Source organism: Synechococcus sp. BO 8801, from assembly GCF_002252675.1.
Lineage (GTDB): Bacteria > Cyanobacteriota > Cyanobacteriia > PCC-6307 > Cyanobiaceae > Cyanobium.
Map to the genome: position 1 here is coordinate 79,974 of NZ_NQKY01000004.1, position 12,149 is coordinate 92,122.

The 12,149-nt window shown below is 71.9% G+C and carries 14 protein-coding genes; 9 read left to right on the forward strand and 5 right to left on the reverse strand.

Annotation, left to right across the window (positions count from 1 at the left end; translation table 11 throughout):
• Window positions 1-6 precede the first annotated feature (6 nt).
• The 5 genes from CJZ86_RS04720 to CJZ86_RS04740 are packed head-to-tail and all read left to right on the forward strand — an operon-like array spanning window position 7 to window position 3,958.
• Entirely contained in the window at window positions 7-510 is a 504-nt protein-coding gene (locus CJZ86_RS04720) for a 6-carboxytetrahydropterin synthase (RefSeq protein ID WP_094584805.1), read from the forward strand.
• The gene (locus tag CJZ86_RS04725; RefSeq protein ID WP_094584806.1) at window positions 507-1,475 is read left to right on the forward strand and encodes a permease; all 969 of its coding nucleotides are present in this window, start codon (window positions 507-509) and stop codon (window positions 1,473-1,475) included. Before CJZ86_RS04720 ends, CJZ86_RS04725 begins: the two co-directional genes overlap by 4 nt.
• Complete coding sequence (locus tag CJZ86_RS04730) at window positions 1,472-2,179, forward strand: TIGR03943 family putative permease subunit (RefSeq protein WP_094584807.1); 708 nt, start codon at window positions 1,472-1,474, stop codon at window positions 2,177-2,179. The genes CJZ86_RS04725 and CJZ86_RS04730 overlap by 4 nt, the downstream gene beginning before the upstream one ends.
• A complete protein-coding gene (locus CJZ86_RS04735; RefSeq protein WP_094584808.1) occupies window positions 2,176-3,546 on the forward strand; it encodes an Ig-like domain-containing domain in 1,371 nt (456 codons plus the stop codon). The genes CJZ86_RS04730 and CJZ86_RS04735 overlap by 4 nt, the downstream gene beginning before the upstream one ends.
• A 10-nt stretch (window positions 3,547-3,556) precedes the next feature.
• Window positions 3,557-3,958 carry a Fur family transcriptional regulator gene (locus tag CJZ86_RS04740; RefSeq protein ID WP_094584809.1) on the forward strand — a complete coding sequence of 134 codons (402 nt, stop codon included), beginning with the start codon at window positions 3,557-3,559 and terminating at the stop codon, window positions 3,956-3,958.
• A 10-nt stretch (window positions 3,959-3,968) separates the two neighbouring features.
• Here the strand turns inward: CJZ86_RS04740 and CJZ86_RS04745 are convergent, their stop codons facing one another.
• Window positions 3,969-4,376, reverse strand: coding sequence for a tellurite resistance TerB family protein (locus CJZ86_RS04745; RefSeq protein WP_094584810.1), 408 nt, complete (start codon window positions 4,374-4,376; stop codon window positions 3,969-3,971).
• 94 nt (window positions 4,377-4,470) lie between these two features.
• Here CJZ86_RS04745 and CJZ86_RS04750 point away from each other — a divergent pair, with 94 nt between their 5' ends.
• From CJZ86_RS04750 to CJZ86_RS04760, 4 genes are all read left to right on the forward strand, one after another.
• A complete protein-coding gene (locus CJZ86_RS04750) occupies window positions 4,471-5,682 on the forward strand; it encodes a CobW family GTP-binding protein (protein ID WP_233133843.1) in 1,212 nt (403 codons plus the stop codon).
• A gap of 85 nt (window positions 5,683-5,767) precedes the next feature.
• Complete coding sequence (locus CJZ86_RS17075) at window positions 5,768-5,911, forward strand: hypothetical protein (protein ID WP_190612594.1); 144 nt, start codon at window positions 5,768-5,770, stop codon at window positions 5,909-5,911.
• Window positions 5,912-6,010: 99 nt separating this feature from the next.
• Complete coding sequence (locus CJZ86_RS04755) at window positions 6,011-7,102, forward strand: extracellular solute-binding protein (RefSeq protein ID WP_094584811.1); 1,092 nt, start codon at window positions 6,011-6,013, stop codon at window positions 7,100-7,102.
• Between the two features lie 62 nt (window positions 7,103-7,164).
• The gene (locus tag CJZ86_RS04760) at window positions 7,165-8,673 is read left to right on the forward strand and encodes an ABC transporter permease (protein ID WP_094584812.1); all 1,509 of its coding nucleotides are present in this window, start codon (window positions 7,165-7,167) and stop codon (window positions 8,671-8,673) included.
• Between the two features lie 42 nt (window positions 8,674-8,715).
• Here the strand turns inward: CJZ86_RS04760 and CJZ86_RS17080 are convergent, their stop codons facing one another.
• The 4 genes from CJZ86_RS17080 to CJZ86_RS04775 form a co-directional block, all read right to left on the reverse strand.
• Complete coding sequence (locus CJZ86_RS17080; RefSeq protein ID WP_190612590.1) at window positions 8,716-8,859, reverse strand: hypothetical protein; 144 nt, start codon at window positions 8,857-8,859, stop codon at window positions 8,716-8,718.
• A gap of 50 nt (window positions 8,860-8,909) precedes the next feature.
• Window positions 8,910-9,503, reverse strand: coding sequence for a Crp/Fnr family transcriptional regulator (locus CJZ86_RS04765; RefSeq protein ID WP_094584090.1), 594 nt, complete (start codon window positions 9,501-9,503; stop codon window positions 8,910-8,912).
• A 129-nt stretch (window positions 9,504-9,632) separates the two neighbouring features.
• The gene (locus tag CJZ86_RS04770; protein WP_143594033.1) at window positions 9,633-11,312 is read right to left on the reverse strand and encodes an urea transporter; all 1,680 of its coding nucleotides are present in this window, start codon (window positions 11,310-11,312) and stop codon (window positions 9,633-9,635) included.
• A gap of 360 nt (window positions 11,313-11,672) precedes the next feature.
• Window positions 11,673-12,140 (reverse strand): Fur family transcriptional regulator, encoded by a 468-nt coding sequence (locus CJZ86_RS04775; RefSeq protein ID WP_094584898.1) that lies wholly within the window; start codon window positions 12,138-12,140, stop codon window positions 11,673-11,675.
• Between the last annotated feature and the right edge of the window lie 9 nt (window positions 12,141-12,149).

A 12,149-nucleotide genomic window follows, 5' to 3' on the forward strand; every position in this document is an offset into this window, starting at 1 on the left:
TCCCCCATGTCCACCCCCGCGGCCCACACCTGCAGCAAGAGCTACGGCGGCTTCCCCTGCTGCCATCGCCAGTGGCGCCACCCGGGCCACTGCCGTTTCGTACACGGCTACAGCCGCAGCTTCACCTTCTGGTTCGCCGCCCACCACCTCGACGTCCACGGTTTCGTGGTCGACTTCTCCAGCCTCCAGCCCCTGCGGGCCCGCCTCGAGGCCCAGTTCGACCACACCTTCCTGGTCAACCACGACGACCCCCTGCTGGCCCAGTGGCAGGCCCTGCATGACCAGGGCGCCCTCGACCTGCGGGTGATGGCCAACGTGGGCATGGAGGCCAGCGCCGAGCTGGCCTGGGGCTGGGCCAACGAGATGCTGCACCAGCGGGATGGCGGCCGCAGCTGCTGCTGGCGCGTCGAGGCCCGCGAGAACGAGGCCAACGCCGCCCGCTTCACCGCCATCCCCGACTGGTTCGAAGCCGGCGCCACCACCAGCCCGGAGCCCTGGCCGGCGCCGTGATCCTCACCCGTCTGGCCACCGCCTGGGCCCTGTTCCAGGGGCTGCTGATCGAGGCGCTGCCCTTCCTGCTGATCGGCGTGCTGATCTCCGCCGGCGCACGCTGGTTCGCCCCGGGCGGCCGCTGGCTGCGGCGGCTGCCGTCCCACCCCCTGCTGGGGCCCCTCACCGGCGCCGCCCTCGGTTTCGCCCTGCCCGCCTGCGAATGCGGCAACGTGCCGGTGGCCCGCCGCATGCTCAGCGGCGGCGCGCCCCTCGGCGCCGGCCTCGGCTTCCTGTTCGCCGCCCCCGTGCTCAACCCGATCGTGATCGCCAGCACCTGGGCCGCCTTCCCCGACCAGCCCTGGCTGCTGCTGGCCCGCCCCCTCGGCGCCGTGGTGGTGGCCGTGGGCCTGGCCCTGCTGCTGGGGCTGGTGGGCGAGCCCCAGCTGCTCCAGGCCGACCTGCTGGCCGAACGGCGCCTGCACCAGCCCCTGGCGGCGGTGGGGCTGCTGGAGCGCTCCAGCGGCCTGGTGGGGGCCCCGCCACCCTCGGCCCTCAGCGCCGAAGCCGCCCCGGTGCGGCCGCCCCTGGCCGAGCTGATGAAGCACGCCAGCCAGGAGTTCCTCTACCTGGCCCTGCTGCTGGTGATGGGCAGCGTCATCGCCGCCCTGGTGCAGTCCTTCGTGCCCCGCAGCTGGCTGCTGGCGGTGGGCGGCGCCCCCACCCTCTCGATCCTGGCCCTGATGCTGCTGGCCCTGGTGGTGTCGGTGTGCTCGAGCGTGGATGCGTTCCTGGCCCTCAGCTTCGCCGCCCAGGTCACCCCCGGGGCCCTGCTCGCCTTCCTGCTCCTGGGTCCGGTGATCGACCTCAAACTCGTCAGCCTGCTCGGGCTGCTGTTCCGCCCCCGCGGCCTGGTGCTCACCACCGCCGGGGCCGCCCTGATGGTGCTGCTGATCGGCCAGTGGGTGAACCTGTGGCGCCTGTGACTCCCCCCCTCCTGCAGCGGGCCGCCCTCTGGCGCGCCGCCAGCCTCGGCCTCTGGGCCCTGGTGATGCTTGTCAGCAGCGTCGACGGCCGCCTCGACCTCCTCCTGCGGGCCGTGTTCCACCCCCTGGTGGCCCTGGCCGGCCTGCTGCTGCTGCTCGTCGCCCTGCTGCAGTTGCGCCTGGCCTTCGGGCCCGGCCGGCAGGAGCGGGGCGACCGGCGCCAGGCCCGCACCCTGCTGCTCACCGCCGCCATCGCCCTGCTGGTGCTGCTGCTGCCGCCGGCCCCCTCCTTCGCCGACCTGGCCGGCCAGCGCCCCCGCGACGAGACCGCCGAAAGCGAGCTCAGCTTCGTGTTGCCGCCCGCCCAGCGAAGCCTCACCGACTGGGTGCGGCTGCTGCGCAGCCAGCCCGACCCCAAATTGTTTGCCGGCGATCCGGTGCGCATCAGCGGCTTCGTGCTGCCGATGGAGGGCGAGCCTCCCCAGCTGGCCCGGCTGCTGGTGCGCTGCTGTCTGGCCGATGCCTCCCCGGTGGGGCTGCCCGTCCACTGGCCCGCCGGCCAGGCCCCCTTCCCCGCCGACCAATGGCTGGCCATCGACGGGGTGATGGGCCTCAAGCCCGCCCCCGGCGGCGGCGAGCGGCTGGAGGTGGTTCCCAGCCGCATCCGGCCGATCCCCCGGCCCGCCCGGCCCCTGGAACCATGAGCCCGCTCTCCCGCCTCCCCGGTGCCGGCCCCCTGCCGCTCACCCTGGCCCTGGCCGCTCTGCTGGCCCTCGTCCAGCAGCAGCTGCTGCTGAACCACCCGCCCCGGCTCGAGCGGCTCACGCCGGTGGCCGCCAGCTCCGGTCCCGCCGCCCTGCAGGCCCGCTTCAGCCGGCCCATGGACCCGGCCAGCCTCCAGGCCGCCAGCACCCTCAACCCGCCCCTGGCCCACCGCTGGCTCGGCGACGGCGACACCCTGCTGCTGAACCTCTCCCCCGACCAGCGGATCAGCTCCCCCCTGGAGCTGCAGCTGGCCGGCCGCGATCGCCGCGGCCTGGCCCTGGCCCCCCAGCGCTGGCAGTGGGATCCGCGCCCCCGGCTGCTGGCGGTGGTGCCGGCGGGCAGCGGCGAGCAGCTGCAGGTGCGGGAGCACGACGGCCGCTGGCGGCCGATCTCGCCGGTCTGGCCGCGCATCACCATGGTCGAACCGCTCGGCGGTGGCGAGGCCGTGGCCGTGGTGTCGCGCTCCGAAAACGGCCGCTTCCGGGTCTGGCGGCTGCCGCTGCGCCAGCAGCCCCTGCGCCCCCTGGGCCGCGGGCGTCCGGCGTCAGCGTCGCCCGTGCAGGCCGGTGCCCCCGAGGCCATCGGCGCGGGCGAGATGGTCTTCGCCCACATCAGCGGCAACCGCCGCGGCGACCTGCTGGTGCAGTCCGGCGGTGAGCAGCCCGACCAGGTGAGCATCAGCCTCTGGCCCGCGCGCGGTGGCCCCCGGGTGCTGCCGCTGGAGGCCAGCGGCGCCGTGCGGCTGCTGCCCGAGGGGGGCGCCCTGGTGGTGCCCGAGATCGACGGCCTCAGCCTGCGCGACCTGCCCCCCCGGCCGCCCCGCCGCCAGACCCTGCCCGGCAGCCGCGACCTGAGCAGCTTCTGTCCCCGGGCGGGGCGCGCCCTGCTGGTGCGCCACTGGCCCGATTTCCGCCGTTCCCTGGAGCTGGTGGAGCCGGGCGTGGCCCCGCGCCAGCTCTGGCTCGGCCCCCAGGCCCTGGCGGCCACGGCCTGCAGCCGCGGCGGCGAGCGGATCTGGGCGCTGCTGATCGAAGGGGTGGGCCGGCCCGTCCTCACCCTGGTGACCCTCGACCGGCGCGGCACCGTGCTGGCCTCGCGGCGCCTGACCGGCTGGGAGCTTGAGCCCGGCACCGGCCTCAGCTACGACCCCACCAGCGACCGGCTGGCGCTGGTGCTGCGCCCGCTGGGGGACGTGCGCGGGGCACCGCCGGCGCCCCCCCGGGCGGTGCTGATCGAGGCCTCCAGCCTCACCCTCCAGCCCCTTCCCCAGGAGGCCCTCCAGGCCATCTGGCTGCCGGCAGGGTAGAAACGGAACCATGCAGGCCCCCACCACCCCCGATCTGCCGCCGCGCCAGGCCTCCCTGCTGGCGGAACTGCGCGATGCCGACGGCGAACTGAGCGGCCAGGACCTCCATGCCCGGCTGCGGGGTGGCCCCGCCGCCATGGGCCTGGCCACCGTCTACCGCCACCTGCGCCAGCTGCAGCAGCGGGGCCTGGTGCGCTGCCGCCACCTGCCCAGCGGCGAAGCCCTCTACGCCCCGACCGAGCGGGACGAGCACCACCTCACCTGCGTCGACTGCGGCACCACCATGGTGCTGCCCCAGTGCCCGGTGCACGGCCTGCACCTGCCGGGGGAGGACCTGGGCGACTTCCTGCCGATGTACCACACCCTCGAGTTCTTCGGGCTATGCGGCCGCTGCCGGGGCACCCGGTCCTGAGGCCGGCCGATCAGGCCCGGAGGCTGTCGCGGTGCAGCACCGCCATCACATCGAGGATCTGGCTGCAGCGCTCCGCCGGCACGCTGATCAGTTCCCCCAGCCGCTGCAGCATCGCCTGCTCCACCGGCTTGAGGCTGCGGTTGGCGTACACCAGCAGGGCCGCCATCGCAAAGGCCGTCTCCTGCTGGGGTTCGCTCAGCACCGGCGCGGCCTCCACCAGCAGCTGTTCCCAGCCGCCGCTGCGCAGGCGCCCCAGCAGGCCGTCGAACATCGCCCCCATCACCGCTTCGCCGAGGTTGCCGTAGGGCGAGCGCAGCTCCAGCTGCTGGCGCAGCAGGGCGGCCTCCTCACCGTCGAGGGCGCCATCGCAGGCCACGGCGGCAAGGCCGATGGCGGCGAACGCTTCGCTGGAGTTCATGGGCCAGGTACGGAGACCGCCATTCCAGCAGCCGCGGCGGCACTGGTGGGGTGAGCGCGCCGGCAGAATCACCACAGCGGTTCCCCTTCCGGCCATGACCAGCACGAAACTGGACGCCCCGACCCCGGGTGCGGCCACCGAGGCGGCCACCGAGGCCCGGCCCATCTCCGTGCCGGTGACGATCCTCACGGGCTTCCTCGGGGCGGGAAAGACCACCCTGCTCAACCACATCCTCAGCAACCAGGAGGGGGTCAAGACCGCCGTGCTGGTCAATGAGTTCGGCGAGATCGGCATCGACAACGAACTGATCGTCGCCACCGGCGACGACATGGTTGAGCTGAGCAACGGCTGCATCTGCTGCTCGATCAACGGCGAGCTGCTGGAGGCCGTCTACCGGGTGCTGGAGCGCCCCGACCCCGTCGACTACCTGGTGGTCGAGACCACCGGCCTGGCCGATCCGCTGCCCGTGGCCATGACCTTCCTCGGCAGCGACCTGCGCGACCTCACCCGGCTCGATTCGATCATCACCCTGGTGGACGCGGAGAACTTCGGCGCCGAGACGCTTCAGGGGGAGGTGGGCCGCGCCCAGATCGTCTACGGCGACATGATCCTGCTCAACAAGTGCGACCTGGTCAGCGAGGAGCGGCTGGAGCGGCTGGAGGCCGAGCTGCGGGCGATCAAGAGCGAGGCCCGCATCCTGCGCTCGGTGAAGGGCGAAGTGCCCCTGCCCCTGCTGCTGAGCGTGGGCCTGTTCGAGAGCGACAAGGTGGTGGCCCAGCAGCAGGCCCCCGCCGCCGGTGACCTCCATGGCCATGACCACGACCATGACCACGGCACCCACCACGACCACGGGGCCGAGGATCACAGCCACTGCGACCACGACCACGGCCACTGCGAGCACGAGCCGGCCGCAGCCGGCCATGACCACGACCACGGCCATCACCATGGCCACGATCACGCCCATGACCATGACCATGGCGGCCATGCCGACCACCAGGCCATTGAGGGGTTCACCTCCCTGTCCTTCAGCAGCGACGGCCCCCTCTCCCTGCGCAAGTTCCAGAATTTCCTCGACAACCAGATGCCGGCGGGGGTCTTCCGGGCCAAGGGCATCCTCTGGTTCAACGAAAGCGAGCGTCGCCACGTGTTCCACCTGGCGGGCAAACGCTTCTCCATCGACGACAGCGACTGGCCGGGGGAGCGCAAGAACCAGCTGGTGCTGATCGGCAAGGATCTCGACCACCAGCGCCTGCGCCAGCAGCTCCAGGCCTGCGTGGCCGGCGCGTCCGGCAAGGGCTTCGCCTGATCGGCAAACCGCCGTCCCGTTGTGCTGCATCCACTACGGAACCACCGGCTGGCGCCGCTAGGGTGACGCTCTACGTACTGCTCCCATGACCGAGTTCCTCCTGATGACGGGCGTTCTCGCCCTTCTCGGTCTGGTGCTGTGGATGGCGATGGATTCCGACGACGACAACGGCGGCGGCGGCCTGATGCAGCCCGCCCTCATCCCGGTGCGCCGCTCCAGCTCCTACTGAGCGAAGCGCGCGTAAGCATTGATACCTGGCTTCGCGTCGTTTGTTCCGACCACCCCTTCGGAGCCTTCATAGGGTCCGGGCAGACACCCGTTCTTCCCGATGCCCTCGTCCAGGTTCCTCCGTCGTCGCCTGCTGCTGCCTGTCGGCGGATCCGCGGCCCTGGCCGCCACCCTGATCACTGTCTTCGGCGGCGCCTCCCAACCGGCCATCGGCCAGTCGCAGACCCAGGCTCCCGCCGTCGCCCAGGCCGGCACCACCATCGGTGTCTATTCCGGCCGCCACTACAACACCGACAAGGAGCTCTACCGCCAGTTCACCGCCCGCACCGGCATCAAGGTGAACGTGCTGGAAGCCAAGGACGACGCCCTGCTGGAGCGACTCAAGAGTGAGGGCAAGAACAGCCCCGCCGATGTGCTCGTGCTCGTCGATGCCGCCCGCCTCGATGCCGCCACCGACCAGGGCCTGTTCCGGCCCACCCGTTCAGCCGCCCTGCAGCGGGACGTGCCCGCCAACCTGCGCGATTCCCAGGGCCGCTGGTACGGCCTCACCCGCCGGGTGCGGGCCGTGGTCGTCAACCCGAAGCTGGTGAATCCCGCCACGATCCGCACCTACGCCGATCTGGCCAAGCCGGCCCTCAAAGGCAAGCTCTGCCTGCGGGAGCGCAAGAGCCCCTACAACCAGTCCCTGGTGGCCAGCCGCATGATCCTCAACGGTGACGCCGCCACCCGCAGCTGGATCCGCGGCATGGTGGCCAACGTCAGCCAGCCCTTCTTCACCTCCGACACCCCCCTGGCCCGGGCCGTCGCCCGGGGCGAGTGCGGCGTGGGGGTGGTGAACAGCTATTACATCGCCCGCATGCTTTCCGGAGAAGGCGGCGCCCAGGACAAGCAGCTGGCCGAACGGCTGAAGGTGGTCTACCTCAATCCTTCCCACGTCAACATCACCGGCGCCGGCGTCACCCGCCACTCCAAGAATCCCCAGGCGGCGATCCGGCTGATCGAGTTCCTGGCCTCCCCCACCGGCGGCCGCGGCTACGCCGAAGCCAACAACGAATACCCGCTCAAGGGCTTCGGGGATAACCCGATCCTGAAGCGGTTCGGCAGCTTCCGGGCCGATGGCGTCTCGGTGGAGCAGATCGGATCCAGGAGCCGGGCGGCCACCCGGATGATGGAATCGAACGGCTGGAAGTAGGACAGCGGATGGCGACAGCGGCAACGGCGGAGCGGGCACCAGCCCCCCGGACAGCTCCGCCGATGCGGCGGGCCTCCCTGGCGGCGGCCGTTCTGCTGGTCTGCGCCCTGGCGGTGCTGCCGTTCCTGGCCCTGGCCGGCTTCGCGGTTCGCGATGCCGGCTCCGGCAGTCTCTGGCTGGGGGCCGAAGGCCTTGAGCAGCTGAGCAACACCCTGGTGCTGGTGCTGGGCGTCGGCCTGATCGCGGCCCTGCTCGGCACCGCTAACGGCTGGCTCACCGCCTGCTGCCGCTTCCCGGGCCGCCGCTGGCTGCGGCTGGCCCAGGTGCTTCCCCTGGCGGCACCGGCCTTCGTGCTTGCCGCCGTGCTGGTCGACCTCGGCAGCCGCTGGGGCTTCCGCGTGCACGGCATCGGCTGGGCCGTGCTGCTGCTCAGCCTCACCACCTACAGCTACGTCTTCCTGCTCTCCACCGAGAGTTTCTCGGGCAGTGGGCAGCGCCAGCTGGAGGCCTGCCGCAGCCTGGGGGTGGGCCCCTGGGGCAGCTTCCGGCGGGTCGCCCTGCCCCTGGCGCTGCCTTCCATCGGTGCCGGTGTCGCCCTCAGCGGCATGGAGGTGGTCAATGAACTCGGCGCCGTGGAGCTGCTGGGGGTGCCCACCCTCTCGCGGGGGATCCTGCAGCGCTGGCAGGCGGAGGGCGACCTGCCGGGGGCGGTGGGACTGGCCCTGATCGCCCTGGTGCTGGTCAGCCTGCTGGTGGGGGCCGAACGCTGGATGCGCCAGCGCAGCCGCCGCTGGAACATCGGCCAGGACGGTGCCGGCGCGCTGCAGTGGCCGCTGCAGGGATGGCGCCGCCTGCTGGCCCAGCTGCTCTCCGTGCTGCCGCCCCTGGTGAGCCTGGGGCTTCCCCTCACCTGGCTGGTGGCGAGCCGCGATCACCTGCAGAGCGATCCGCTGGAGGATCTGCTGGCCCTGACGCTGCGAAGCCTGGGGCTGGCCCTCGTTGCCACCGTGGTCACCGTGGCGGCGGCCCTGGTGCTGGCCATCAGCCGCCGCTGGCTGGCCAACCGGCTGCTGGGGCGGCTCACCTTCTTCGCCGGCATGGGCTACGCCGTGCCGGGCACCGTGCTGGCCCTGGCCCTGATGCTGATCGGCGGGCCGCTGCAGCTCAGCCCCCTGCTGCTGCTGCTCTGGGGCTACGCCGACCGCTTCATGGCCGTCTCAAAGCAGGGACTCGACGCCTCGTTCGAGCACATTCCCCCCAGCCTGGACGAATCGGCCACCAGCCTGGGCTGCGGCTGGCTGGCGGTGCTGCGTCGCATCCACCTGCCGCTGCTGCGCGGTCCGCTGCTGGTGGGGTCGCTGCTCGTCTTCGTCGACGTGGTGAAGGAGCTGCCCCTCACCTTCTCCCTGCGCCCGTTTGACTTCGACACCCTTTCGGTGCGCGTCTATCAGTACGCCAGTGACGAACGGGTGGGGGCGGCCCTGATTCCGGCGCTGCTGATCCTGGTGCTGGGGCTGGCCGCCTCGATCGCCCTGATGCCGAGCCTGGAACGCCAGGGCCGGGGCGAGTGAAGCGGGCCCCGGCCGGACCGGAGCCCAGGGTTCCGCGCGATCTCAGTCGCGGCCGCAGCAGCACTTGCCGCCTTTCCATTTGGAGCATTTCTTCTGGCGGCAGCCCTTCTTCTTGGCCTGGGGCTGGGGACCGCGGACGCTGATCGGAGCGGGGACGTCGGGAAGGCTGCCGAGGGAGGGGGCCATGGGGGCGAAGGGAAAGGGAGGAGAAAGGAGAAAGCTGAAAGCAGGGGGCGTCAGGCCGCCAGGGGAGCGCCGTCCACCAGGGCCGGTGCCAGGCGCAGGCTGGTCTCGCCGCTGGGGACCTGCATCAGGTCGGCGGCCCGGATGCGGGAGATCAGCCGGGTGGTGGTGACGCGGGTGGTGCCGATCAGCTCCCCGATGCGCTCATGGGTGAGGCGGAAGGGGAGGTCGCACCAGGGGCCGCAGCGGCGCCCCAGGCGGCGCACCAGCAGCGAAAGCAGGGCATGGAGCCGCTGCTCGGCGCTGCCGAGATGGCGGATGCGCAGCAGCTGCAGGGTCCACTCGTTGACCGGATCGAAGCCATGGCCTTCGAGGGGCTCGGCATCGCTGCGGAAGCAGAGGGGGGTGAGGGCCTCCACGCAGACACCCTCGCTGCAGAGGCGGTCGGTGCGGAGCTGGTCACCGGGCTGCAGGAAGGCCAGGGTCATCCCCTCGGTCTCCTCGCAGGGGCAATAGACGCGGGCGATGCCGTCGAGGACCTCGAGGCAGGAGCCGCCGGGGCGGGGGGTGGGGTCAAGCAGAACCGTCTGACCGGCGGGCATGCGCACGGCACTGACGGGATCGTCGGGGAGGAAGCGGTAACGCATCGGGCGAAGGGAGGGGCCTTATTGCGAATGGCTCTCAACCTAGAGGACCCACGGGCACTTTTGCAAGCGATTCTCAATAGCAGCTGGTGATTGCGAAGCCGCTCTGCCGCAGCGGCGGCCCCCAGGCCCTCAGGTGAGCAGCAACCGATCGAAGAAGGCGTGCCAGGTCAGCCCGGAACGCTCAGGCCCGAACACCGCCCGCTGCTCCAGCCGATTGAGTGGTGGTTGGCCGATGCTGCTCAGCAGCCGGTCCATCTCGCCGGGGTCGAGCCGGTCATCGCCATCCGCATCGACGGGGATCAGGTAGCGCTTCAGCCGCTCCTGTCCGTCCCAGAGCCGGCGCAGGCGCAGCATCACCTCGATGAACTCGGCCCTGTCCACCACCCCGTCGCCATCGAGATCCATGGCCGCCAGCACCCTGGCCAGGGCCGCCGCAGGGTCGCTGGGGCCCTGGTCAGGGTCGCCGGGGACCTGTTCGATTCCGTCGACCAGTTCCGACAGGCTCAGCTGGCCGTCCCGGTCGCGGTCGAGGCGCTCGAACAGCTCCTCAAACCTCCCCAGCAGCGCCGGATCCGCCGATGGGGCCAGGCTGGTCCAGGCGCCTCCGCCCACGGCCCCGCGCAGACGGGAGCGGTAATCGTTCAGCAGCCGCCGGGTCACCAGATAGCGCTGCAGATGCTCCTCCGGCGTGAGGATCGCGTGCAGCGCCACCGGCACAACGGTGGGCAGCGCCCGGCGCACCACCAGCAGGGTGGCCAGGGTGGCGACGATGAAAGACAGCGTGAGCGCCGGCAATCCGAGCGGCATCAGCCGCTCCAGCGGCTGGGTGAGCAGGCTGGCCGCGAGGGCCGCCAGAGCCGCCACCCCCAGGCTGCGCCTGGTGGGGGCATGGAAGATGCCACCGATGGCAATGGCGCTGAGAACGCCGTCGTAGCTCCAGAGGCCCAGGCCGACGGCGCCGGCGGCACCGCTGGCCAGGCCCGCCAACGCCCCGATCGCCGCCCCCATCAGACCCACCCCTGCCGCCATCGGACTGGCCACGGCCGTGGCCGCCAGCACCAACCAGCCACTGGCCAGATCACCACAGAAGAAGACCTGACCGAAGCCCCGCGGCAGGGCCAGCAGGAAGGCCTGCAGGGCGGATCCCGCCGGTGGCACCATCGCGGGACCGTGGAGCTGCAGCGGCGGCACATCCGCCAGGGTGACCAGCGCCAGCAACCCCCAGGTCACCAGGCAGAAGGGCAGCGTCATCGGCGGCAGGCCGGTGGCGGCATGCAGACGACGGCCCGGGCCGTGGACCAGCACGGAACTCAGCGCCCCACCCCCCAGGGCCGCCAGCGTCCAGAGCAGAAAAGCTCCGGGAGGACCCAGATCGGCGAAGGTGCCGATGGCACTGCCCACCAAGGCTCCGTTGAACCCGTAGATGCCGTTGTGGCGGTCGTCCCAGGAGCTGCCGAGGGCCTTGGCCGCCAGGTGCGCCGCCGCGATTCCGAAGGCGGCGAACAGCGCCACCGACGGCGACTGAAGCAGCAGAGCCAGCAGCAGCAGCAGGCCACTGAGGGGATTGTTGATGAAGATCACCTGGCCCAGGCTGCGAAGGGCCGCCACCACGGCAACGACGGCGCGCCGATGCCTCCAGCGGCTGGTGAGCTGGGGCAGGGTGCCGCTGAACGGCAGCACCCGCTCGTACCAACACCCGACAGGAGCTTCCGTCGCCAGCAGGGAGAGAAGGAGCTGGTGGACGGGAAGGGGGTCCGGGGCGCCGGTGCGGTTCATGGCCAGGGCGCCGTGGCTACAGGAAAGCCCCAATCGCCCGTGGATGGATGGGGTTCGATCACGGCGGGAGCGGCCATCGTGCTCGGGAAGACCGGATCTTGCCTCTCCCACTCCGGGCACCCCCTCCGTCTAGGGGGCTCGACGGGTCCCTGCCACGGGTCTTCAGGAGTTGCGCACCTCCCGCCGGTTTCATCCACTGGTGTCATCCGCTGCCTGGAGCCGTGCCATGGATCGCGCCGGCCCTGGGGACGCGCCCCAGCCTGGAGGCCGACCTCTCCCCCTTCCACCCCATGCTCCGCATCCGTGGCGACCGGTCCAGCCTGCTGGCGGCCCTGGCGGCCCACTGGGCCGATCAGCAGCTGCAACTGCCGCTGCTCGGCGCCGGCGCACCCCTCAGCCCTGCTCCTCAGCCGCGCAGGCCGGACAGAGGGCCCGCACGTTGAGGACGCACTCCAGCAGCCGGAAGCCGAAGGTCCCTGCCGCCGCCTCACCGGCGGCCAGCACAGCACCGCTCTCGAACTCCTCGGTGCGGCCACAGCGGACACAGACCAGATGGTGATGGTCGCGGTGGGCGTCGCCCGCCAGCTCGAAGCGCCGCCCCCCCTCCGGCAGCTCCAGCTCCTGAAGCAGCCCCATGGAGCTCAGCAGCCGCAGGGTGCGGTAGACGGTGGCCAGGGACACCCGCTCCTGGCTGCGCACCAGGCGCAGGTGCACCTCCTCGGCGCTGAGGTGGCTGCCCTCGCCGATCCGCTCAAACAGATCCAGCACCCGCTGACGCTGGGGCGTGAGCCGCTGGCCCCGGTCGTTCAGGGTGGTGCGCAGACTGCGGGGCTGGGCCAGACCGGTGGGGGGAGTGTTCACCACGCGATC

What these genes read in the sequence shown, in the direction of transcription:
- CJZ86_RS04750 (WP_233133843.1), top strand. Translation starts at nt 4,471, where the DNA reads ATGACCAGCACGAAACTGGACGCCCCGACCCCGGGTGCGGCCACCGAG.
- CJZ86_RS04765 (WP_094584090.1), bottom strand. Translation starts at nt 9,503, where the DNA reads ATGCGTTACCGCTTCCTCCCCGACGATCCCGTCAGTGCCGTGCGCATG.
- CJZ86_RS04745 (WP_094584810.1), bottom strand. Translation starts at nt 4,376, where the DNA reads ATGAACTCCAGCGAAGCGTTCGCCGCCATCGGCCTTGCCGCCGTGGCC.
- CJZ86_RS17080 (WP_190612590.1), bottom strand. Translation starts at nt 8,859, where the DNA reads ATGGCCCCCTCCCTCGGCAGCCTTCCCGACGTCCCCGCTCCGATCAGC.
- CJZ86_RS04740 (WP_094584809.1), top strand. Translation starts at nt 3,557, where the DNA reads ATGCAGGCCCCCACCACCCCCGATCTGCCGCCGCGCCAGGCCTCCCTG.
- CJZ86_RS17075 (WP_190612594.1), top strand. Translation starts at nt 5,768, where the DNA reads ATGACCGAGTTCCTCCTGATGACGGGCGTTCTCGCCCTTCTCGGTCTG.
- CJZ86_RS04755 (WP_094584811.1), top strand. Translation starts at nt 6,011, where the DNA reads ATGCCCTCGTCCAGGTTCCTCCGTCGTCGCCTGCTGCTGCCTGTCGGC.
- CJZ86_RS04735 (WP_094584808.1), top strand. Translation starts at nt 2,176, where the DNA reads ATGAGCCCGCTCTCCCGCCTCCCCGGTGCCGGCCCCCTGCCGCTCACC.
- CJZ86_RS04760 (WP_094584812.1), top strand. Translation starts at nt 7,165, where the DNA reads ATGCGGCGGGCCTCCCTGGCGGCGGCCGTTCTGCTGGTCTGCGCCCTG.
- CJZ86_RS04720 (WP_094584805.1), top strand. Translation starts at nt 7, where the DNA reads ATGTCCACCCCCGCGGCCCACACCTGCAGCAAGAGCTACGGCGGCTTC.